18 protein-coding genes are annotated in these 22,587 nt (G+C 74.0%); 9 read left to right on the plus strand and 9 right to left on the minus strand.

The genetic code is table 11. The annotated features are described in order from the left end of the window. Positions 1 to 40 precede the first annotated feature (40 nt). From BM051_RS17250 to BM051_RS17260, 3 genes are all read left to right on the plus strand, one after another. The gene (locus tag BM051_RS17250) at positions 41 to 940 is read left to right on the plus strand and encodes a hypothetical protein (RefSeq protein WP_092531167.1); all 900 of its coding nucleotides are present in this window, start codon (positions 41 to 43) and stop codon (positions 938 to 940) included. Between the two features lie 195 nt (positions 941 to 1,135). Beyond that, positions 1,136 to 2,695 carry a serine/threonine-protein kinase gene (locus tag BM051_RS17255; protein ID WP_092531168.1) on the plus strand — a complete coding sequence of 520 codons (1,560 nt, stop codon included), beginning with the start codon at positions 1,136 to 1,138 and terminating at the stop codon, positions 2,693 to 2,695. A gap of 75 nt (positions 2,696 to 2,770) precedes the next feature. Continuing rightward, complete coding sequence (locus BM051_RS17260) at positions 2,771 to 3,721, plus strand: serine/threonine-protein kinase (RefSeq protein ID WP_092531169.1); 951 nt, start codon at positions 2,771 to 2,773, stop codon at positions 3,719 to 3,721. 102 nt (positions 3,722 to 3,823) lie between these two features. On the opposite strand, the gene BM051_RS17265 is transcribed toward BM051_RS17260, so the two are convergent. After that, on the minus strand, positions 3,824 to 4,726 hold the full coding sequence (locus BM051_RS17265) for a LysR family transcriptional regulator (RefSeq protein ID WP_092531170.1): 903 nt from the start codon (positions 4,724 to 4,726) through the stop codon (positions 3,824 to 3,826). A gap of 144 nt (positions 4,727 to 4,870) precedes the next feature. Between BM051_RS17265 and BM051_RS17270 the strand changes: the two genes are divergently transcribed. Continuing rightward, positions 4,871 to 5,788 carry a DMT family transporter gene (locus BM051_RS17270; protein WP_092531313.1) on the plus strand — a complete coding sequence of 306 codons (918 nt, stop codon included), beginning with the start codon at positions 4,871 to 4,873 and terminating at the stop codon, positions 5,786 to 5,788. 4 nt (positions 5,789 to 5,792) lie between these two features. On the opposite strand, the gene BM051_RS17275 is transcribed toward BM051_RS17270, so the two are convergent. Then, positions 5,793 to 6,869 carry a hypothetical protein gene (locus BM051_RS17275; protein ID WP_092531171.1) on the minus strand — a complete coding sequence of 359 codons (1,077 nt, stop codon included), beginning with the start codon at positions 6,867 to 6,869 and terminating at the stop codon, positions 5,793 to 5,795. A gap of 241 nt (positions 6,870 to 7,110) precedes the next feature. Here BM051_RS17275 and BM051_RS17280 point away from each other — a divergent pair, with 241 nt between their 5' ends. Further along, the gene (locus BM051_RS17280) at positions 7,111 to 8,799 is read left to right on the plus strand and encodes a hypothetical protein (protein ID WP_092531172.1); all 1,689 of its coding nucleotides are present in this window, start codon (positions 7,111 to 7,113) and stop codon (positions 8,797 to 8,799) included. A gap of 62 nt (positions 8,800 to 8,861) precedes the next feature. On the opposite strand, the gene BM051_RS17285 is transcribed toward BM051_RS17280, so the two are convergent. Further along, on the minus strand, positions 8,862 to 9,536 hold the full coding sequence (locus BM051_RS17285; protein WP_092531173.1) for a response regulator: 675 nt from the start codon (positions 9,534 to 9,536) through the stop codon (positions 8,862 to 8,864). 54 nt (positions 9,537 to 9,590) lie between these two features. After that, positions 9,591 to 11,012, minus strand: coding sequence for an ATP-binding protein (locus tag BM051_RS17290; protein ID WP_092531174.1), 1,422 nt, complete (start codon positions 11,010 to 11,012; stop codon positions 9,591 to 9,593). A 114-nt stretch (positions 11,013 to 11,126) separates the two neighbouring features. On the opposite strand from BM051_RS17290, the gene BM051_RS17295 reads away from it, so the two are divergent. Beyond that, complete coding sequence (locus BM051_RS17295; RefSeq protein WP_092531315.1) at positions 11,127 to 12,368, plus strand: PspC domain-containing protein; 1,242 nt, start codon at positions 11,127 to 11,129, stop codon at positions 12,366 to 12,368. Next, the gene (locus BM051_RS17300; RefSeq protein WP_243859587.1) at positions 12,361 to 12,603 is read left to right on the plus strand and encodes a hypothetical protein; all 243 of its coding nucleotides are present in this window, start codon (positions 12,361 to 12,363) and stop codon (positions 12,601 to 12,603) included. The genes BM051_RS17295 and BM051_RS17300 overlap by 8 nt, the downstream gene beginning before the upstream one ends. Before the next feature lie 154 nt (positions 12,604 to 12,757). Here the strand turns inward: BM051_RS17300 and BM051_RS17305 are convergent, their stop codons facing one another. Together BM051_RS17305 and guaA are read right to left on the minus strand one after the other, a co-directional pair. Beyond that, positions 12,758 to 13,534, minus strand: coding sequence for a GIDE domain-containing protein (locus tag BM051_RS17305; protein ID WP_092531175.1), 777 nt, complete (start codon positions 13,532 to 13,534; stop codon positions 12,758 to 12,760). Between the two features lie 25 nt (positions 13,535 to 13,559). After that, on the minus strand, positions 13,560 to 15,110 hold the full coding sequence (gene guaA / locus BM051_RS17310; RefSeq protein ID WP_092531176.1) for a glutamine-hydrolyzing GMP synthase: 1,551 nt from the start codon (positions 15,108 to 15,110) through the stop codon (positions 13,560 to 13,562). A gap of 193 nt (positions 15,111 to 15,303) precedes the next feature. On the opposite strand from guaA, the gene BM051_RS17315 reads away from it, so the two are divergent. Further along, the gene (locus BM051_RS17315; protein ID WP_092531177.1) at positions 15,304 to 16,335 is read left to right on the plus strand and encodes a zinc-dependent alcohol dehydrogenase family protein; all 1,032 of its coding nucleotides are present in this window, start codon (positions 15,304 to 15,306) and stop codon (positions 16,333 to 16,335) included. Positions 16,336 to 16,461: 126 nt separating this feature from the next. Continuing rightward, the gene (locus tag BM051_RS17320) at positions 16,462 to 17,910 is read left to right on the plus strand and encodes an aldehyde dehydrogenase family protein (RefSeq protein WP_092531178.1); all 1,449 of its coding nucleotides are present in this window, start codon (positions 16,462 to 16,464) and stop codon (positions 17,908 to 17,910) included. A 9-nt stretch (positions 17,911 to 17,919) separates the two neighbouring features. On the opposite strand, the gene BM051_RS17325 is transcribed toward BM051_RS17320, so the two are convergent. The 3 genes from BM051_RS17325 to guaB all read right to left on the minus strand — a co-directional run bounded on the left by BM051_RS17325 (position 17,920) and on the right by guaB (position 22,458). After that, positions 17,920 to 19,671 (minus strand): FAD-dependent oxidoreductase, encoded by a 1,752-nt coding sequence (locus BM051_RS17325; protein WP_092531179.1) that lies wholly within the window; start codon positions 19,669 to 19,671, stop codon positions 17,920 to 17,922. Positions 19,672 to 19,733: 62 nt separating this feature from the next. Next, positions 19,734 to 20,864 (minus strand): GuaB3 family IMP dehydrogenase-related protein, encoded by a 1,131-nt coding sequence (locus tag BM051_RS17330; RefSeq protein ID WP_092531180.1) that lies wholly within the window; start codon positions 20,862 to 20,864, stop codon positions 19,734 to 19,736. An 82-nt stretch (positions 20,865 to 20,946) separates the two neighbouring features. Then, complete coding sequence (guaB, locus tag BM051_RS17335; protein ID WP_092531181.1) at positions 20,947 to 22,458, minus strand: IMP dehydrogenase; 1,512 nt, start codon at positions 22,456 to 22,458, stop codon at positions 20,947 to 20,949. Positions 22,459 to 22,587: the final 129 nt, after the last annotated feature.

Here is a 22,587-nt window from a genome sequence, read left to right on the forward strand (position 1 = left end):
CCCGGCCGCCCCGCCATCGCGAGAACGAGGCGAGACAGCAGTGCACGACGGGAAAAGCTCCGGGCGGCTCCTCCCGGTCCGCGCCGGAAACGTGGCCAGGGCGGCCGGGGAGGACGACGGCCCCTGGGTCGAGGACGTGCTCGGCGCCGACCTGCTCGACGACGAACTGGTCGACCGCGAGTACCTCCGCGAGGTCTTCCGGGAACCCGCCCGCTACCTCCCGCCACCGCGGACCACGGCGCCGGGGAAGCTACGGCCGCGCCGGCCGTCCCGCGAGCCGGAGAGCCGGCTGGCCCGGCGGGCGAAGCTGCTCGGGCTGATCCTCGCCGCGGCGTTGCTGTTCGGCGCGGTGGTCGCCGCGTCACTGCTCGCCCAGCAACGCGAACTGGCCCGCGGCGACGCCGACGCCGCCGCGGGCCTGCAGATCACCGGCGCGGCCGCCCTCGGTGGGTTCGTCATGCCGACCGACCTCCCGTCCACCCCCGCCACGACCCACCCGACGCCGACCTCCACCGCCGCGTCCCCCGAGCCGCGGCGCGGTGAGGGGTCGGCGGAGCGGCCGACCGGCGAGCCCGGCACCGCACCGGCCGCGGCGACGGGCTCGCCGGTCACCAGCGCCCCACTCGCCCCTGCCGCCGACCGGCTCGGCACCGTCCGGGAATTCTACCGGCTGATCGACGTCGCCCCCGAGCACGCGCTCGGGCTGCTCGACCCGGTGCTCGTCGGCGATCGGACCGGCGACCTGGTGCGCGCGTGGTCCGCCATGACGGCGGTGACCCTGGAGTCGGTGCGGGAGCAGGCGGACGGGTCGATCCTCGCCGTGGTGACGATGCTGCAGCCGGACGGCCGCCGGCTGCGGGTGACCCACGTCCTGGACCTGGCCGACGGCCCGGCCGGGGTGATCTCCCAGGTCCGCCTGGTGTCCGCCCGGCACATCTGAGCCCGCCGGCGGCATGACGGCGCGCACCGTGCCGGGTGTGTGTGCGCAGAGTGAGGACTCTAGCCTTGTTCTCGGTCGGTCTCGGCGGAACCGGCACACAGACGATCGAGTTGCGCCTACGCTCCTGGAACGCGGCGCACCGTCTCGCGCTTCGCCGTTGCCCGGACTGACGCCAATGCCCCGAAGGAGGGTCGCGTGAGCGACGAGGGTCGCCTGGTCGCCGGCCGGTACAGCATCATCCGGCGGATCGGCACGGGAGCCATGGGGGCCGTCTGGCAGGCACACGACGAGGTGCTACACCGGACGGTCGCGATCAAGCAGCTGCTCCTGCAGCCGGGACTCGACGAGCACGAGGCCGAGGACGCCCGCCAGCGCACGATGCGCGAGGGCCGGATCGCCGCCCGGCTGCACCACCCCAACGCGATCAGCGTGTTCGACGTCGTCACCGACGAGAACGGCCAGCCATGCCTGATCATGGAGTACCTCGACTCCACGAGCCTCGCGGCCGTGCTGCAGGAGCGCGGGACGCTGCCGCCGCGGGAGGTCGCCCGGATCGGGGCGCAGGTCGCCGCCGCGCTCAAGGAGGCGCACGCGGTGGGCATCGTGCACCGCGACATCAAGCCCGGCAACATCCTGCTGTCCGGCAACGGGCTGGTGAAGATCACCGACTTCGGCATCTCCCGGGCCAAGGACGACGTCACCGTCACCAAGACCGGGATGATCGCCGGCACCCCGGCCTATCTGGCGCCGGAGGTGGCGATCGGCGGCGACCCCGGCCCGGAGTCGGACGTGTTCTCGCTCGGCTCCACGCTGTACGCGGCGTGCGAGGGGCAGCCCCCGTTCGGGCTCAGCGAGAACACGCTCGGCCTGCTGCACGCCGTCGCCGCCGGGCAGATCAACCCGCCGCGCCAGTCCGGGCCGCTGGCCAGCGTGCTCGCGGTGCTGCTGCACCCCGAGGTCGAGCACCGGCCGACCGCCGCGGAGTGCGAGGAGCTGCTCGCCGCCGTCGCCAGGGGCGAGACCCCGCTCGGCGGGCCGGCGGACGCGACCAGGGTCGCGCCGGCGGCCGGGGCCGCCGCGCTGGGTGCGGGCGCCGCGGGTGCCGCGGGTGCCGCCGACGAGGACGAGGTGCTGCCGGCTGGCTACTCGGGCACCCTCGCCGGCGCCGAGCAGGACCTCCACGGCGGCGACGCGGAGGAGGACCGGTTCGTCCCCGCCAGCGGCTACCCGGACGAGGACTACGACTACCAGGGACAGCCCGCCGACGCGCAGGCCACCAGGGCGCTGGCGGCCGACCAGGCCGGCCTCACCCGGTTCGACGAGGGATCGTACGACGACCCCGACTACGTCGGCCCCGAGGACGAACCGGCCGAGGAGAAGCGCCACTGGAAGGTGCCGGCCCTGGTCGGCGCCGTGGTCCTGGCCGGCATGGTGGCCATGGGCATCTGGGTGTTCGGCGATTCCGGTCGCGGCACCCAGCAGGTTCCGGACGCCGAGCCGCCCCAGGTCGTCACCTCGACCTCCACCACGGAGTTGACGACCACGGAGCCGGAGATCACCGAGCCGGTCGACGAGGAGCCTATGGAGCCTCCGGTCCAGCAGCCCCAGCCGCAGCCCACACAGCAACCCCAGCCGCGGCCGCAACCGCAGCCCACCAAGCCGACCACCACGAAGACCACCACACCGTCGCGGTCATCATCGACAACGACTCCGCCCCCCACTTCGGATACCACCGTTCCGTCGACTGACAGCTGACGCTCCCGGGCCTGGTCGGAGCCAGCCGATAGGGTGGGCGGCAGGAGTTGACCATCCGCTGGACCCGGGGGTGTTGTGACGACCGAGGGCACGCTCGTCGGCGAGCGGTACCGGCTGGACCAGCCCATCGGCCGGGGCCGCACCGGGATCGTGTGGCTCACCTACGACACCCGCCTGCACCGCACGGTGGCCGCCAAACGCTGCTACCTCCCGCCGGGCCTCGAGGGTGAGCGGGCCGAGCGGGCCAGGGAGACCGCGCTGCGCCAGGGCCGCGACGCGATCCGCGTGGTGCACCCGTGCGCGATCGCCGTGTTCGACGCGCTTCGCGACGGTGACGACGTGTGGCTGGTGATGGAGTACGTCCCCTCCCGCAGCATGGCCGATTTCCTCGCCGAGCACGGCGAGCTCACCCCGGAGCAGGCCGCGTTCCTCGGCGTGCAGCTCGGCTCCGCGCTCGCCGCCGCGCACGCCGTGGGCCTGCCACACCGCGGGGTGGAGCCGGGCAACGTGCTGCTCGCCGACGACGGCGGGGTGAAGATCACCGACATCGGGATCGACGGCGGTCCGCTCGACCCCGCCTACCAGGCGCCGGAGGTCGCCAAGGGCGCGCAAGCCACCGCGGCCGCGGACGCGTTCTCGCTCGGCGCGACCCTGTTCCGCGCCGTGGAGGGGATGCCGCCGTTCGGCCCGGACGGCACGGGTGAGCCGGTGCCCCCGCGGCGGTCCGGTCCGCTGACCGGCGCGCTGCTCAAGTTGCTGCGCGACGACCCCATGCTGCGGCCCACGATGACCGACACCGTCACCTCGTTGAAGGCGATCACCCAGGGGCAGCAGGCGGCGATCGTGCCGCCCACGGCGCCGGCGATGCCGACCGTGCCGGTGCTGCCGGCCACGCGGGTGCGCCCGCACGCCCCGCCCCCGGCGCCGACGCGCACCGGGCCGGACGTGCGGAGGTGGGTGCTCACGGCGGTGGCCGTGCTGGTCGCGGTCCTGGTCGGGATCGCCGTCGCGGAGCTCTTCTTCTAGCGCGGCGAAGCTCTTCTTCCAGCCCGCCGGGCTGTTCTTCCAGCCGACGACCCGAGCGTCTTCCAGCCGACGACCCGAGCGCCGGCCCCGCGGCCGTTCCCGCTAGCGCTGCGGGGACTTTGCGCGCAGCGTGTCGATCAGCAACCGCACCGCGGGCAGGTCGCGGGAGTGGGCGGCCACCACGGCGTGGATTTGGCGCACCGGCTCGGGCCGGCGGATGCGGCGCACCACGACGCCGGGGTGCGGCATGCCGAGCCCGAGCTCGGGAACGAGCGTGACGCCGAGGCCGGCGGCCACGAAGCCCTGCGCGGTCGGGTAGTCCTCCGCCTCGACGGTGAGGTTCGGCGCGAACCCGGTCGCGGCGCAGGCGTCGAGCAGGATCCGCTGGCAGGGACTCGACCGCGTCCAGTGCTTGCCGATCCACGGCTCCTCGGCGAGGTCGGCGAGGTCCACCACGCGCTGGCGGGCCAGCGGATGCCCCTCGGGCAGCACCACGCGGTACGGGTCGTCGAGGAGGTGGGCCGACGTCACGTGCGGCGCGGGCGGCTCGCGGCGCGGAAACACCACGATCGCCACGTCCACCTCCCCGACGGCGACCAGCGGCAGCGGGTCGTCCGGCTCGGACAGCCGCAGGTCGAGCCGGACGCCGGGGAACTCGCGGCGCACCGCGGCCACCGCGGGTGGCACGAGCGCGGTGCCGGCGGTGGCGAAGTACCGGATGGACAGCCGCCCGGTGCGACCCTCCTTCAGGTCGGTGAGTGCGGCCTCCGCGGCGGCCAACTGCGTGCTCACCAGCTCGGCGTGCTCGGCCAGCAGGCTGCCCGCCGGGGTCGGCCGCACCCCACGACCGGCCCGTTCCAGCAGCGGAACCCCCGCCTCCCGCTCCAGCGTGGACAGCTGCTGGCTCACCGCGGACGGCGTGTAGCCGAGGTTGCGCGCGGCGGCGGTGATGGAACCGCTGGTCACCACCGCGCGCAGCACCTGCATTCGCCGCACGTCCAGCATCCCCCGATCGTACAGCTCAGCTGAAATGTTCTTCCAGCAGAATTCGCTTGTCCTTACGTGCCGACCGGGCCAGGCTGTGGTCATGGCGGATCGTGGCGCCGGGCGGAGATGACCCGGCGGTCACCCGGCGAGGACGAGGACACGGTGAGCGAAGGCAGAGCATTGCTGGCCATGGGGGCACTCGCCCTGATGTGGGGCTCCAGCTTCTTCTGGATCAAGATCGGGCTGAACGCGTTCTCCCCCACCCAGCTCGTGCTCGTCCGGCTGGTCCTGGGCGCCGCCGTACTGATGGCGCTCTGCCTCGCCCAGCGTCATCGGTTGCCGGCCGGCCGCCGGCTGTGGGCGCACCTGGCCGTGGCGGCGCTGTTCCACAACGCGGTGCCGTTCCTGCTGTTCGCGATCGGTGAGCAGACCGTGAACTCCGGCGTCACCGGCGTGCTCAACGCCACCACCCCGCTCTGGGCGCTGGCGGTGGCCCTGGTGTGGGGCCTGGAACGCCGGCCGGGACGGGCGCAGCTCGGCGGCCTCCTGCTCGGCTTCGCCGGGGTCCTCCTGATCTTCGCGCCGTGGTCGGCCACCGGGCTGGTGAGCTGGGGCGCACTGGCCATCCTGGCCGCGTCGGCCAGCTACGGCTTCGTCATGGTCTACGAGGGCCGCTTCCTCGCCGACGCCGGTGCCTCGCCGATCGCGCTGGCCGGCGCGCAGATGCTCACCGCGAGCGGCTTCCTGCTGCTGGTGATGCCGGTCGCCGGCACCACGCCGATACGGCTGGAACCCGGTGCGCTCGCCGCGGTCGCCGTCCTCGGGGTGTTCTCCACCGGCATCGCGTTCGCGCTGAACTACCGGTTGATCGCCGCGCAGGGCGCGGTGGCGACCTCGACCGTCGGCTACCTGCTCCCGGTGGTGTCGGTGCTGCTCGGCACGCTCCTGCTGGACGAGGCGCTGAGCCCACGGGTGGTCGCCGGCATGGTCGTGGTGCTGGTGGGCGTCGCGCTGAGCCGGCGGCGTCCCGCGCCGGTCGCCGTGCCCGCGGCGGCCGAGCCACACGCGCCGGCAAGGTGAGGCGTCAACCGGACCGGTCCTCCTCCGCCCTGCGGCGGACCCGGCGGCGCCGCTCCCGCACGCCGTAGGTCGCGGCCAGCACGGCGTCCTCCGACTCGAGGCTCGAGCCCAGCGCGCCGGCCACCGTGCCGAGCGAGCTGGCCAGCCACGCCAGGCGGGTGTAGTCGCCCAGCCCCACGGGGTGCCGGAGTTGGGAGGCCAGGTAGTCGTCGGCGATCACCACCATCGCCGCCAGCGCGGTCAGGCCGAACAGCACCACGTACATGCACGCCACGCCGATGAGCAGGGTCAGCACCGTCACGCCGTTGTAGAGAGCCGCCTCGCGCCAGGGTCGCCCGCGCTCCCACAGCCCGTGGTGGAGGATGATCCAGGTGACCATCACCGCGATGGCGAACACGCTGACCATCGCCAGCCGGACCACGGTGAGCGCGTCGGCCATCGACCAGATGGTCGAGTAGAAGACACCGAACGCGCCGGTCGCGGCGGCCGCCGCGAGGGACGTGGACAGGCTGGGCACCAGCCGCCACGGCCGGTTGTCCCGCACCATGCCGGCCATCAGCCGCAGCCGCCCGCGCAGCCCGACCAGCACGAGCGAGATGTCCACGCCCTCGGTCGGGGAGTCCACCCTGCGCAGCGAGGACAGCCGGCCCTTCCCCGAGGCCAGCGCCGGCAGGCGCGCCACGTCGGCCAGCTCCCCCAGCACCATCACCAACACCTCCCGGACCCGGGTGCGGGCGCACAGCCAGCCGGCACCGGGTAGCGAGATCAGCGCGACGCCGTGCCGCCGGTCGAGGTCGGCGATCACCGGACGGGTGCCGATCCGCCTCGGCAGGTCGGTGAGGCACACCATCAGGTCCCAGCCCCGCCGCGGCCGCCAATCCCGGGCGGTCTCCACGAGTCGGAGGTTGTTGTCCGGGTCCAGTGCCAGCGGCTCGGAGACCACCTCGAACCGCCAGCGGAAGCCGTCCCCGCCGCGCCGGTCGAGCACCTCGGGCAGCTCAGCGGCCAGTTGGTCGGCCAGCTCGGTGGCAAACCCGGGATCGGCCAGCAGGCCGACCACACGGGTCCGTTCGGCGGGCACGGCACTCCTCCCCTCCTCGGACACGGCCGGACGTGGAACTACCCCGGTATCTCGCCCGGATAACGTTTCGCCGGAACCACCTTCCGGTCCCGGGCGGCCCGCTAGCGTCCGGACGGTCGAACAAGCGAGGCCGCGCCGGGTGGCGTCAGGTGGCGAGTCGGGGCGTTCCGCCGCCGGCGGGCGGCCGATCCTGGGGAGAACGCCCTTGTCAGTCACGAACCTCCGCCGAGCGGTGGGGGCGATGGTCGACGCCGTCCTGGTCGATGCCACCGCCCTCGCGCCCGCCGCGGTCGCCGAGGAGCCGACCGCACCGGGCGTGCCGACCGCGCCGACCACGCCGAGCACCGCCGATCCGTCCATGTCGCCGGCACCGACATCGCCACCGACGTCGAGCCCCGCGCCGACCCAGCCCCAGGAGGAGGGGTCGGACCTGAGCGTCACCGCGTCGGTGCCCGGCCGGGCGTTCCTGCTCCGCGAGCGGATCCCGATCACGATCACGATCCGCAACGAGGGTCCGGGCGACGCCACCGCGGTCAAGGCCCACCATCGGACCCTCAGCGGTTCCCGGCTTCGGATCGACCCCTGGGAGTGGCGCGACTTCGACCCGTCCGGCGAGGGCGGCGGCCTCGCGGCCGGCGAGGAGCGGATTATGGAGGTCGCCGGCGAGGTCTGGGAGTGGACCGGCGCCGGGCCGGTGGTGCGGCTCGAGGTGAGCGCCACCAACGACCGGCGAGCGGAGAACAACAGTGCCGAGGTGCCCATCCGGCTGGTCTCGCCGGAGGAGACCAAGGCGCCGGTGAGCGGGCTGGTGTTCGGCGACCGCAACCACAACGGCGCCCCCGATCCCGGCGAAGGACTGGCCGGCGTTCGCGTCGACCTGCACCGGGGCACGGCCTACGAGCACGGGATCACCGGCCCGGACGGCCGGTTCCTGTTCGCCGACGTGCCCGCGGGGGTGAATCACCTCGTCCTGAGCGACGCGCCGGGCGGCTGGATCGTGCCCTACGGAGCGGACGGCACGGTGGACGGCACGGACCGGAGCGAGAACATCCTGGTTCGCGGCGAGCGGCCGCTGCGCGAGACCCTGCGGGCGGAGGCCAGGTTCACCGAGCCCACGTACGCCCCGGGCACGACCGCGACGCTGACCGTCACGCTCACCAACACCGGGGACCGGCCGCTGTCCGGCATCGTGGCCGCCTGTGACCCGTCCGGCGAGGGGCCGCACCTGCGCGGTACCGACGACCCCGCCCGCTGGGGCGAGTTGGCCTGGGGCGGGGGCGTCTCCCTCACGCCGGGGCAGACCCGGGCCTTCACCGTGACCGGCGTCGTGCCGGACCACGCGATCGACCATGGTGTGGTGTTCGTGACCTGCAATGTCGGGGACGATCCGACCTACGTCCGCGGCTTCCCGGTGATGGAGGCCGAGGCGAAGGTGCCGGGCCTGCGCGGCGACACCCACGGCTGGCTGCTCCGCGACCGCGGCCTCGAGACCCCCGGCGAGCCGATCCCGAACACCGAGGTGCGGCTGCTCGACCGGGCGACCGGCGAGGTGGTCGCGACCACGGTGTCCGACGCCGAAGGCCGGCTGGGCTACACCGACATCCCCGCCGGCCGGTACACGCCACACATCATCGGACCGTGGAAGGTGGTCGACGAGAAGTCCTTCGTGCCGGTGATCCTCGGCAAGCACCCACGGCCGGGCTGGACGATCCATGTCGAGCCCGGGCCGGACCCGCGCGATCCCGACGCCCCGGCACCGACTCCGCCGGCCGATTCGGCGGGCACCCCGCCCCGCTCGCCCGCCGGCGGCGCGGGTTCCGGGCTGGCCGACACCGGGCTGGACCTCGCCGCCCCGCTGGGCACCGGGGTCGGGCTCCTGGCTGCCGGGGCGGCACTGGCGCTGCTGGCCCGCCGCGCGCGCACGACGTGAGCTGCCCTCCCGCCCGCCCGCCCCGGCCCGCGGCGGGCGGGAGGCCGCGGCGTCAGGCCGAGTCAGACGAGCCGGCGGTCGGAGGCCCAGCGGGACAGCTCGTAGCGGTTGGACAGCTGGGTCTTGCGCAACACGCTCGACACGTGCGTCTCGACGGTCTTCACCGAGATGAACAGCTCCGAGGCGATCTCCTTGTAGGCGTAGCCCCGGGCGAGCAGCCGCAGCACGTCCCGCTCCCGCGGGGTGAGCAGGTCCAGCTCCGGGTCGCTGATCGGCGCCGAGCCGGGCCGGTCGGCGAAGGCGTCCAGCACGAACCCGGCCAGCCGCGGGGAGAACACCGCGTCGCCATCGGCCACCCTGATCACCGCGCGCACCAGCTCCCGCGACGAGATCGTCTTGGTGACGTAGCCACGGGCCCCGGCCCGGATCACCGCGATCACGTCCTCGGCCGCGTCGGAGACCGACAGCGCCAGGAACACCACGTCCGGCAGCTCTGGCCGCACCCTGCGGAGCACCTCGGCGCCGCCGCCATCGGGCATGTGCACGTCGAGCAGCACCACCTGGGGGCGGGCGCGGGCGATCCCGGCGACCGCCTCGGCGACCGACCCGGCCTCGCCCACGACCCGAACCTCGTCGCTGAGCGACTCCAGCTCGGTCCTGGCGCCGGCGCGGAACAGCGCGTGGTCGTCGACGAGGAACACCGTCACCGGCTCTCGCGGCCGCTGGTCGTCACTCACTGGCTCACCTCTCGCACCCGCTCACCCTCCCACGTCGCCGGGCGGTACCGCACCTCACCCGGACGCGCCGACCGCCGAGTCCTCGCGCACCGGCCCGCGCACCGGCATGCCGAGCTGCACCTCGGTGCCCTCGCCGGGCGCGGTGCGCAGCCGGCACGTGCCGCCGTGGCGTTCCATCCTGCCCCTGATCGAGTCGGCGAGCCCGTGCCGGTCGGCCGGGACGGCGTCCGGGTCGAAGCCCCTGCCCCGGTCCCGCACGAACACGGTGACCTCGGTGGGCTCCACCTCGGCGTACACGCTCACCTCGTCGACGCCGGCGTGCTTGGCCGCGTTCACGATGGCCTCGCGGGCCGCCTGCACGAGCGGGCCCAGCCGGTCGTCGAGCTCGACGTCGCCGACCACCACCTGCTGCACCGACACCGCGAACGTGTCCTCGACCTCGCCGCAGGCCGCGGCCAGCGCGGCGGACAGCGGCTCCGGTCGCCCTTCGTCGCCGTGCTCGCCGTTGGCTCCGGCTGTGTCGGACCTTCCGGCCCTGCCGTAGCCGGAAGGGCCGTACAGCCAGGCCCGCAGCTCCCGCTCCTGCCCGCGGGCCAGCCGGGCCACCTCACGCGGCGAGTCGGCCTGCTTCTGGATCAGCGCGAGCGTCTGCAGCACCGAGTCGTGCAGGTGCGCGGCGATCTCCGCGCGCTCCTCGGTGCGGATGCGGGCCCGCCGCTCCTCGCCGAGGTCGCCGACCAGCCGCACCCAGAACGGCACGGTCAGCACGGCGACCCCGACCAGCGTGGCCAGCACGGCGATCAGCGCGAACTGCACCTGCTCGAAGGTCCCGCTGCGGAGCAGCACGACCGCGATGCCGGTCATCACCAGCGCGACGCCGGCGCACACCCGCACGATCGCCGACCAGCCGCCCCCGCCGACGACGGCACCGCTCACCCCGGACCGGGCGCCGTCGCGCCAACGGCGCCGCTGCGACTCGTCGGCCTCCCGCCAGACCACCGCGGCACCGATGATCACCACGGCGACCGGGATCGCCGCCCAGCCGCTGAACACCCCGGCGATGGCGCCGCTGGCCACCGCGAGCCCGACGCCGAGCGCGAGCAGCCCGAACGCCTGCTGCCGCTCCCGGCCCGAGCCGGGCGCGCGCTCCTCCTCGTGCGGCTGCTGCGGCGCGAACACCCAGAGCAGCCCGTAGGCCAGCAGCCCGGCGCCGCCGAGCCCGGCGAGCACGGCGAAGACCACCCGGACCCACAGCACCTTCACGCCGAGGTGGTCGGCGAGCCCGCTGGCCACCCCGGCGAGCGCGCGGCCGGACCGCCGCCGGTACATCTTCGGCGGCCCGGTCGGCTCGGCCAGCGCGGTGGTGGTGGCCGGCGCCAGCGGCTGGCCCCGCTCCGGTTGGCCCCGCTCCGCCTGGTCCGGCCCCGGTGCTCCGGCGGTGTCGGTGCTCGTGGCCTGTTCCTGCACGTCATCCATGCTGGCACGGCCGCACGGGGGCGTCATCAGGGAAACCCCTGATCCCCCGGGTACGCCGAACATCAGGGGTGATCCCGGATGTGCCGGCCGGGCCGGGGGCGCATCCTCGACACCATGAGTGGCGCGACGGACACCTCGAGCCCACCGAACCAGGGCTTCGAGGCGACGATCAAGGACTTCTGGGTGAGCCGGCCCCGCCGGCCCCAGCACGGACGCAAGATCGCCGGCGTGGCGGCCGGGATCGGCAACCGGTACGGCATCGATCCCGTGGTGGTGCGGGTGGCGCTCGTGGTCGCCACCATCTTCGGCGGCGTCGGCGTGTTCCTCTACCTGCTGGGCTGGCTGCTGTTCCCGGACGAGCGGGACGAGGTGTCGCCGGTGGAGGCGCTGGTCGGCCGTGGCCGCAGCACCACGTCGGCGCCGCTGACCGTGCTGCTGTGTGTCGCGTTGATCCCCAGCTCGGGCTGGGTGTTCGGCGGTGGCTGGTTCGACGGTGGCGGGTTCATCGCGCTCGCGCTGTTCGCCACCGCCGGGTACCTGCTGCACCGCAGCCGAGGGCACCTCAACCGCCCCGTCGCGCCACCGGCCGGCACGTTCGCCGCGACCCACGACACACCGACCAGCGCGACCACCACACCCGGGTGGGACCCGCTCGGCGCCGCGCCGCTGGCCTGGGACCTGCCCGACCCGGTGCCCGCGCCGAGCCCGGCACCGCCGTCACGGCCGTCACGGCCGGCGCGGCCGCCCCGGCGTCGCTCGGTGTTCGGACCGTTGGCGTTCTGGACCGCGCTCGTCGTCGCCGTCGTCGGGGTGAACCTCGGGCTCAACGGCGTGGCGTGGTTCACCCCGGAGCACGTGATCGGCCTGGCGCTGGCGGTGCTCGGTGCTGGAATGGTGGCCGGGGCGTTCCGCGGGGGCGGGCGCGGGCTGGTGCTGCTGGCCGTCCCGCTCGCGGTGGTCGGGCTGGCCCTGGCCGCACTGCCGTTCCGCGAGTTCACCGGCGGCATGAGCAACCTGGACGCGGCACCGCGCACCGCGCAGGAGGTGCTGCCGAGCTACTCCCGCACGGTGGGCAACGTCGACCTCGACCTGTCGGCGCTGCCGGCAACGGCCGAGGTGAGCACCGTGGTGTCGGTCGGCGCGGGCAACGGCACGGTGATCGTGCCGGACACCGCGGACGTGCGGTTCACCTGCGAGAGCTGGGCGGGTGAGCAGGACTGCCTCGACGAGCGGCAGTCGGGCATGGGCCTGCCGCCGGTGAGCGGCGAGAACAACGGCGGCGACGGGCCGGGCGGCGCGCGAATCGACCTGACCGTGCGGGCCGGGACGGGGAACGTGGAGGTGCGCCGTGGCTGACGGAGACATCGGGACCGAGACAGAGACAACCGGGACGACCGGGACCGAGCCGCGGCAGCGGCACCGGGTGGACCTGTTCACGCTGCTGGCCGGGGTGGCGGCACTGCTGGTGTCGGGCTACCTGCTGGCCGACGGCGACCGGTGGCTGCCGGACCTGGACCTGCGCTGGGTGCTGGCCGGCGGCGCGGTGTTCGTGGGCGTGCTGATGCTGACCGCGTCGGCCCGCCGCCGCTGACCGTCCGGCGGCCAGCGAGATCGACGAGCACACCCACCCCCATGGACGAGGGCACCATCCACTCCCCACCCCGATCCGAAGCCGCCTCGCGGTCGACACAATCAAGCTTCGGGGTGGGACCCCACACCCGCCGGGCGGCACCCGCCAGGGCGGTTCAGCCGATCAGCCCGGCCACGGTCAACGCGAGCCCGCCGAGCGTCGCCACCACGACGCCGACCGCGACGATCCGGTGGTGCAGCACCCGCTCGGCGCGGAGAGCCTGCTCGTCGCGGGTGGAGATGATGAAGTGTCCGCCGCGTTCGGGCTTGCCGATCACCAGCGGGCCGATCCGGTCGTGCACCTCGCCGAGGACGTAGAGCCGACGACCGGACCGGATCAGCCACTCCTTGTAGTGGTAGCCGATCGTGCTGTCCCCGCCGGACACCCCGGGCAACCGAATGCCGAACAGCTCGACGGACCGTCGACCGGAGGCGGGCTCGAACCGGTCGACCGTCTGCTCCGGTCGGTCCGGCTCGTTGCCGCCGGGATCGACGCCGATGGTGCGCCCCTGATCGTCGATCACCGCGTAGCCCTGCCACGAGGTGTACTCGGCGACCTTCTCGGTGGCGGTGCGGCGGATGCGCCGGCCGTCGCGGTACTCGATCTTCTCGTACTTCCGGTCCACCCGGTAGCGGTACCAGACGCACTCGGCCCCGCTGAGCTCGGCGACCAGCGGCCCGTCGGGGCCGGGGTGCGCGGCACCCACCACCTCGGCCACCTTCCGGAACGAGCCCTTGGCCCCCACCTCGTCCGACGCCGACCGGAACCGCTCCAGCTCCGGAACGGACAGCGTCTCCGTGCCGATCATGGTGTGCAGCTCGCTCTTCAGGTGCCGCATGAAGAAGAACCCGACGACGCCCGCGACGACCAGCACCAACCCGACGATCCACATCGCACTCACCCCCAGCCCGGTGCCGTCACTCCCACTCGATGGTCCCCGGCGGCTTGCTGGTCACGTCCAGCGCGACCCGGTTGACGTCGGCCACCTCGTTGGTGATCCGGGTGGAGATCCGCTCCAGCACGTCGTAGGGCAGCCGGGTCCAGTCGGCGGTCATGGCGTCCTCGCTGGACACCGGCCGCAGCACCACCGGGTGGCCGTAGGTGCGCCCGTCGCCCTGCACACCCACGCTGCGCACGTCGGCGAGCAGCACCACCGGGCACTGCCAGATGTCGCGGTCCAGCCCGGCGGCGGTGAGCTCCTCCCTGGCGATCGCGTCGGCGGCGCGCAGCGTGGCCAGTCGGTCGGCGGTGACCTCGCCGATGATCCGGATGCCCAGCCCGGGGCCCGGGAACGGCTGGCGGTGCACGATCGTCTCCGGCAGGCCCAGCTCCAGGCCCACCCGGCGGACCTCGTCCTTGAACAGCAGTCGCAGCGGCTCGACCAGCTCGAACCGCAGGTCCTCGGGCAGGCCGCCCACGTTGTGGTGGCTCTTGATGTTCGCGGTGCCCGCGCCACCACCGGACTCCACCACGTCCGGGTACAGCGTGCCCTGCACCAGGAACCGGTAGTCGCCCTTGGCCTTGAGGTCACGCTCGGCCTGCTCGAAGACCCGGATGAACTCCCGGCCGATGATCTTGCGCTTCTCCTCCGGGTCGGTCACCCCGGCCAGCGCGGTGAGGAACCGCTCCCTGGCGTCCACGGTGACCAGGTTCACCCCGGTGGCCGCCACGAAGTCCCGCTCGACCTGGGTGCGCTCGCCGGCGCGCAGCAGGCCGTGGTCGACGAACACGCAGGTCAGCCGGTCGCCGATGGCCTGCTGGACCAGCGCCGCGGCGACCGCGGAGTCCACCCCGCCGGACAACCCGCAGATGGCCCTGCCCTCGCCGACCTGGTCCCGGATCCGCGCCACCTGGTCCGCGACGATCGACGCGGTGGTCCACTGTGGACGAATTCCGGCGATGTCGTGCAGGAAGCGGCGGAGCACCTCCTGCCCGTGCGGCGAGTGCGCCACCTCCGGGTGGTACTGCACGCCGGCGAACCGGCGCTCGGGGTGCTCGAACCCGGCGACCGGCGCGCCCTCGCTGGTGGCGGTGACGGTGGCGCCCTCCGGCGCCTTGGTGACGCTGTCGCCGTGGCTCATCCACACCGGATGCCGGCCGGGCAGCTCGCGGTGCAGCACGCCGCCCTCGCCGAGCACCTTGACCTCGGTCCGCCCGTACTCGCGGGCCCCGGTGTGCTCGACGGCACCGCCGAGCGCGCCGGCCAGCACCTGGAAGCCGTAGCAGATGCCGAGCACCGGCACCCCCGACTCGACCAGCGCCGGGTCCACGCTCGGGGCACCCTCGGCGTAGACGCTGGAAGGGCCCCCGGACAGGATGATCGCCGCGGGCTTCCTGGCCAGGATCTCGCCGGCGCCGGCCGTGTGCGGCACGACCTCCGAGTACACCTGGGCCTCGCGGACCCGCCGCGCGATCAGCTGCGCGTACTGGGCCCCGAAGTCCACCACCAACACGGGTCCGTCGGCCACCCGCCTACCTCCTGCCTCGCGTGCCCGGCGGGTCCATCGTCCCAGGTGGGGTTCGTCGGGCCGCCGCCGCCCCGGCCGTGGCGGACGGCCCCTCCCACCACATATGTTGATCGGGCCTCGTGTTGATCGGGCCTTGTGTTGATCGGCCTTGTCGATCGGGCACTGCGACGCCGGACTCGGAAAGGGGAGCGCCATGCGGGCCACGGTGATCTACGGAGCGGGCGACGTGCGGGTGACCGACGTCCCCGACCCGAAGCTGGTCGAGCCGACCGACGCACTGGTGCGGGTGACCCACTCCTGCATCTGCGGCAGCGACCTGTGGCCGTACAAGAGCATGCCCCGCGTCGAGGAGGGCCAGCGGATCGGCCACGAGTTCCTCGGCGTGGTGGAGGAGGTCGGCGCCGAGGTGCGCGGCGTGCGGCCCGGCGACCTGGTGGTGGCTCCGTTCGTCTTCTCCGACAACACCTGCGAGTTCTGCCGCGAGGGCCTGCACACGTCGTGCGTCAACGGCGGCTTCTACGGAACGGACGGGGTGGACGGCGGCCAGGGCGAGGCGGTGCGGGTGCCGCAGGCCGACGGCACGCTGGTCCCGCTGCCGCCGACCGGCGACGAGGAGCTGCTCGCCTCGCTGCTCACCCTGTCCGACGTGTTCCCCACCGGCCACCACGCGGCGGTGACCGCCGGGGTGGGGCCGCGCACCACGGTCACCGTGATCGGTGACGGCGCGGTGGGGCTGTGCGCGGTGCTGGCCGCCCGCCGGCTGGGCGCCGAGCGGATCGTGCTGATGGGCCGGCACCCGGCGCGCACCGACCTCGGCGTGGAGTTCGGCGCGACCGACGTGGTCGCCGAGCGCGGCGCGGAGGGCGCGGCGCGGGTACGGGAGTTGACCGGCAGGGGCACGCACGCCGTGCTGGAGTGTGTCGGCACCGAGGAGGCGCTGGCGACCGGGCTGCGGGTGGCGCGGCCGGGCGGCCGGGTGAGCCGGGTCGGCGTCCCGCAGTACGAGCAGGGCTCGGTGGGGCCCGCGATGTTCCGCCGCAACGTCACGCTGACCGGTGGGATCGCCCCGGCCCGCGCGTACATCGAGGAGCTGCTGCCGGACGTGGTGGAGGGCCGGGTGCGGCCGGGCCGGGTGTTCGACCGCACCATCGGCCTCGACGACGTCCCCGGTGGCTACCGCGCCATGGCCGACCGCGAGGCCCTCAAGGTCCTCGTGAAGCCCTGACCCGCCCCGTGTCCAATGCCACCGATGCCACCAATGTCACCAAGGGGGGCCTTGGTGGCTCACCCGGGGGTGTGATGCCGGTGGGGCCGGTGGCCGCGGCGCTGGCACGGGCCTAGCGTGGCCGGCATGGACGACACGATCACCCCGCGGCCACGGCCCTGCTGGGTCGCCGGCCGGCCCGAGCAGGGCGCGAGCACCCTCGTGGTCACCCACCCCTTCGATGGCAGCGAGGTCGCGACGGTGTCGGTGCCCGGCCCGGAGCAGGTCGAGCGGGCCGTCGCCGCGGCCGCGGCGGTGGCCCCGGCATGGCGGGTCGCGCCGGCGTACCGGCGGGCCGACGCGCTGGAGCACGTCTCCCGTGGCCTGGCCGCGCGGGCCGACGAGCTGGCCGAGGTGATCACCGCGGAGAGCGGCAAGCCGCTGCGCTGGGCCGAGGTGGAGGTGCGCCGCGCGGTGTCGGTGTTCCGGGTCGCCGCCGAGGAGACCAGGGCCGACGACGGGGTGCTGCAGCGGCTGGACACCGACAGCGCCGGCGAGGGGCGGCTCGCGCTGGTCCGGCGGGTGCCGCGCGGGCCGGTGCTGGGCATCGCGCCGTTCAACTTCCCGCTCAACCTGGTGGCGCACAAGGTCGCCCCCGCGTTGGCCGTCGGCGCGCCGATCGTGGTCAAGCCCGCCCCGCGCACCCCGCTGTCCGCGCTGGTCCTGGGCGAGCTGCTGGCCGAGGCCGGCCTCCCGGAGGGCGCGTTCTCCGTGCTGCCACTGGGCAACGCCGAGACCGAGGCGCTGGTGTCCGACGAACGGCTGCCGGTGGTGTCGTTCACCGGCTCGGTTCCGGTGGGCTGGCGGATCGCCGACGCCGTGCCGCGCAAGCACGTCGTGCTCGAGTTGGGCGGCAACGCGGCGGCCGTGGTGCTGGCCGACTGGCCGGACCTGGACGGGGCGGCCGAGCGCGTCGCGACCTTCGGCACGTACCAGGCCGGCCAGTCCTGTATCGCCGTGCAGCGGGTGATCGTGGAGCGGGCGATCGCGGACGAGTTCGTGCCGAAGCTGGCCGGCGCGGTGCGGGCCCAGCCCGCCGGCGACCCGTACGACACGGCCACCTCGGTCGGGCCGGTGGTGGACGAGGCCGCGGCCGAGCGGATCGTCGCGTGGGTCGAGGAGGCGGTCGCCGGCGGGGCGCGGCTGCTCGCCGGCGGGGGTCGCGAGGGCACCACGGTGGCCCCGACGCTGCTCGCCGACGTGCCGGTGAGCGCCAGGGTCTGGGCCGAGGAGGTCTTCGGCCCGGTGCTCGCGGTGGCGGTGGTGGACTCGGCGGACGAGGCGTTCGCCGCGGTCAACGCCTCCGCCTACGGCCTGCAGGCCGGCGTCTTCACCCGCGACATGGAACTCGCCTTCCGCGCCGCCGCCGAGCTCGAGGTCGGCGGGGTGATCCTCGGCGACGTGCCCTCCTACCGCGCGGACCAGATGCCCTACGGCGGGGTGAAGGGCTCCGGCCGCGGCCGGGAGGGCGTGCCCGCCGCGATGCGCGACCTCACCGAGGAGAAGGTCACCGTGCTCACCGGCGTGGTGCCGTAGCCTCGTGGGCTAGCCGCGCTCGACGATCGGCAGCCGCAGGGCGGCCGGCGCGTGCGGGGGCACCGCGGGGTTCTTCGGGGGCACCGGGTCCAGCCGGCGGTAGCCCGCGCCCTGCTCCGGCCGCGGGTCCGGCTCGCCCTTGTTGGGCCAGAAGGAGAACGCCCGCTCCGCCTGCGCGGTGATCGTCAGCGACGGGTTCACCCCGAGGTTCGCGGTGATCGCCGTACCGTCCACGATGGACAGGTTCGGGTAGTGGAACACCCGGTGGTAGGGGTCGATGACGCCGTGCTCCGGGCTGTCGCCGATCGGGGCGCCGCCGATGAAGTGCGCGGTGAGCGGGATGTCGAACAGCTCGCTCCACGCGCCGCCGGCGACCCCGCCGATGTGCTCGGCGACCCGCAGGTTCGCCTCGTAGCCGGCACGGATGAACGTGGGGTTGGGCACGCCGTGCCCCTGGCGGGAGGTGTACCGGCGGCGGCCGAACCAGCCGCGCCTGGTGTAGGTGGTGATCGAGTTGTCCAGGCTCTGCATCACCAGCAGGATCACTGTCCGCTCACTCCACCGGTAGCCGTTGAGCAGCCGCGCGGCCCGCACCGGGTGGCGGACCATGAACCGCAGCGCCTGGCGCCAGCGCGGCACCGGCGAGTCGCCCTCGGTGGCGATGGTCTGCAGCAGGCTCATCGCGTTGCTGCCCTTGCCGTAGCGCACCGGCTCGATGTGGGTGATCTCGTCGGGGTGGATCGAGGAGGTGATGGCGACACCTCGGCTGAAGTCCCGCTCGGGGTCCACCGACGGCCGGGCGGAGCCGAGGATCGCCTCGGAGTTCGTGCGGGTGAGCTCGCCCAGTCGCGGGGAGAGCCGGGGCAGCGCGCCGCTGTCCCGCATCCGGTGCAGCAACCGCTGGGTGCCCCAGGTGCCGGCGGCCAGCACGACATGGTCGGCGGTGAGGGTGTGCCGGAACCGCCGGGAGGTGGTATCGGTCCTGCGGACGTCGACCTCGAAGGCGCCTCCCCCGCCGGCTACGCCCCCATTGGCGGGGGTAGCCCCACTGCGGCGCGGCCGCAGCGCGGTGACCGTGGTCAGCGGGATGACCTTCGCCCCGCCCCGCTCGGCGAGGTGGAGGTAGTTCTTCACCAGGGTGTTCTTCGCGCCGACCCGGCAGCCGGTCATGCACGAGCCGCACTCGGTGCACCCGGTGCGCTCCGGCCCGGCGCCGCCGAAGTACGGATCGGCGGCGCGTTCACCCGGCCGGCCGAAGTACACCCCCACCGGCACCGGGTGGTAGCTGCCGGTTACGCCCATGTCGGCGGCGACCTCGCGCATCACCTCGTCGGCCGGGGTGACCGACGGGTTGGTGACCACGCCGAGCATCCGGCTCGCCTGGTCGTAGTGCGGGGCGAGCTCGGCCCGCCAGTCGGTGATGTGCGCCCACTGCCGGTCGGTGTAGAACGGCTCGAGCGGACGGTAGAGCGTGTTGGCGTACACGAGCGAGCCGCCGCCGACGCCCGCACCGGCGAGGATCATCACGTCCTTGAGCAGGTGGATGCGCTGGATGCCGAAGCAGCCCAGCCGCGGCGCCCACAGGTACCGGCGTAGGTCCCACGAAGTCCTGGCGAACTCGTCGTCGGCGAACCGGCGGCCGGCCTCGATGACGGCCACCCGGTAGCCCTTCTCGGTGAGCCGCAGCGCGGCAACGCTGCCGCCGAAGCCCGACCCGACGACGATGACGTCGTAGTCCGTGGTGGTGTTACGCGCAGTCACACCTAAAGCCTAACCCGCGGGTAACACCCTGAACAGGGGCAAGTTACCGGCGAGTTGGCACCTCAGCAGCGGATGGTGAGGCCGACCTTCTGGAACTCCTTGAGATCGGAGTAGCCGGTCTTGGCCAGCGCCCTGCGCAGCGCGCCGAAGAGGTTGACCACGCCCTCCGCGTCGACCGAAGGGCCGTAGAGCAGGGTCTTCAGGTCGACCGGGCGGGCCGGGCCGCCGACCACCCGGGACCGCGGCAGCGAGGGGTGGGCCGCGGCGGCCGTCCAGTACAGGCCCTTGCCGGGCGCCTCGGTCGCGGCCGCGAGCGGGGCGCCGAGCATCACGGCGTCGGCGCCGCACGCGATGGCCTTGGCGATGTCGCCGGACACGCCGATTCCGCCGTCGGCGATGACGTGCACGTACCGGCCGCCGGTCTCGTCGAGGTAGTCCCGGCGCGCGGCGGCGGCGTCGATGATCGCGGTGGCCATCGGCACCCCGATGCCGAGCACCCGGTCGGTGCTGGTGACCCCGGGGCTGGAGCCGTGACCGACGATCACCCCGGCCGCGCCGGTGCGCATGAGGTGCATCGCCGTGCGGTAGTCGCTCACCCCGCCGGCGATGACCGGCACCTCGAGGTCGGCGATGAACTCCTTGAGGTTGAGCGGGTCGCCGTCCTTGGCGACGTGCTCGGCGGAGACGATGGTGCCCTGCACGACCAGGATCTCCACGCCGGCGGCGAGCAGGTCGGGGGTGAGCTCGGCGGCGTGCTGCGGGCTGACCCTGGCCGCGACGGTGACCCCGGCCTCGCGGACCGTGCGGATCGCCTCGGTGAGCAGGTCGGCGCGGATCGGCGCGGAGTGCAGCTCCTGCAGCAGCCCGACCAGCGCGGCCGAGTCGCCGTCCCGCGCGGTGCGGACGATGCGGTCAAGCACGTCCTCGGCGCCGGCGTGCCGGGCCCACAACCCCTCGGCGTTGAGCACGCCGAGGCCGCCGAGCTCACCGACGGCCACCGCGGTGGCCGGGGACACGACCGCGTCGGTGGGGTGGGTCACCAGCGGCAGGTCGAAACGGTAGGCGTCGATCTGCCACGCGGTGGACACCACCTTGGACGAGCGCGTGCGCCGGGAGGGCACGATCTCGATGTCGTCGAGCTGGTACGCCCGCCGCGCGGTGCGCCCCATGCCGATCTCGACCAGATCCCGCACGTGTGGTCCCTTCTCCGGCGCCGATGTTGCCGGCCCATTGTCGCGGCGCGGCCGGTGTCACCGGTGCGGGGGTGGGGTCCGATCAGCCCCGGGTGGTGTAGTTGGGCGCCTCGACGGTCATGGTCACGTCGTGCGGGTGGCTCTCCTTGAGCCCGGCCGCGGTGATCCGCACCAGCTTGGCCTGCTGCAGCTCGGGGATGGTGCGCGCGCCGGCGTAGCCCATGCCCGAGCGCAGGCCACCGGCGAGCTGGTGCACCACCGTGGCGAGCGGGCCGCGGAACGGGATGCGGCCCTCGATGCCCTCCGGCACGAGCTTGTCCTCGGAGAGCACGTCGTCCTGCGCGTAGCGGTCCTTGGAGTAGGACTTGCCACCGCCGCGGGACTGCATGGCGCCGAGCGAGCCCATGCCGCGGTAGGTCTTGTACTGCTTGCCGTTGACCAGGATGAGGTCGCCGGGGGCCTCCGCGGTGCCGGCGAGCAGGCTGCCGAGCATCACCGAGGACGCGCCGGCGGCGATGGCCTTGACGATGTCGCCGGAGTACTGGATGCCGCCGTCGCCGATCACCGGCACCCCGGCGGGCCGGCACGCCTGGTCGGCGTCGTAGATGGCGGAGATCTGCGGGACGCCGACGCCGGCGACGACCCGGGTGGTGCAGATCGAGCCCGGTCCGACGCCGACCTTCACGCCGTCGGCGCCGGCGTCGACGAGGGCCTGCGCGCCGGCGCGGGTGGCGACGTTGCCGCCGACGACGTCGACGGCCTCGCCCAGCTCCTTCTTCAGCACGGCCACGGTGTCGGCGACGGCCCGGTGGTGGCCGTGCGCGGTGTCGACCATCAGCACGTCGACGCCGGCATCGGCCAGCGCCATGGCGCGCTGGTGGCCGTCGGGACCGACGCCGACGGCCGCGGCGACGAGCAGCCGGCCGTCGGTGTCCTTGGTGGCGTTGGGGTACTGCTCGGTCTTGACGAAGTCCTTGACGGTGATGAGGCCGCGCAGCTTGCCGGCGCCGTCGACGATCGGCAGCTTCTCGATCTTGTGTCGGCGGAGCAGGCCGAGCGCGGCGTCGGCGGTGACCCCGACCTGGGCGGTGACCAGTGGGGCGGGGGTCATGACGTCGCGCACGAGCTTGCTGTGGTCGACCTCGAAGCGCATGTCGCGGTTGGTGATGATGCCCACGAGGGTGCCGGCGGCGTCGGTGACCGGGACGCCGGAGATGCGGTAGCGGGCGCAGAGGGCGTCGACCTCGGCGAGGGTGGCCTCCGGGGAGCAGGTGACCGGGTCGGTGACCATGCCGGCCTCGGAGCGCTTGACCACCTCGACGGCCTGGGCCTGCTCGTCGATGGGCATGTTGCGCTGGAGGACGCCGATGCCGCCCTGGCGGGCCATGGCGATGGCCATCCTGGCCTCGGTCACGGTGTCCATGGCCGCGCTGGCCAGTGGGACGCGCAGGCTGACGTTGCGGGTGAGGCGGGTGGCGGTGTCGACCGCGCTGGGCACGACGTCGGACTCGGCCGGAAGGAGCAGGACGTCGTCGAAGGTCAGGCCGAGCATGGCGAACTTGTCCGGGATCGCGGCGGTGAACTCGCTCGTCATGGCGGGGTGTGGGCCTTCCTTCGGGGTACCGGGAGTGGCGGTTCCGGTGTGCGGGACCTGCCTCGATGGTATCCGGCGGGACGGCGGCGCCTCCGCCCCGGGAGCGGCGCCGGCAGCCGCTCGCTCGGC

Origin of the sequence: Amycolatopsis arida (assembly GCF_900115565.1) — a bacterium.
GTDB classification, from domain to species: domain Bacteria; phylum Actinomycetota; class Actinomycetes; order Mycobacteriales; family Pseudonocardiaceae; genus Yuhushiella; species Yuhushiella arida.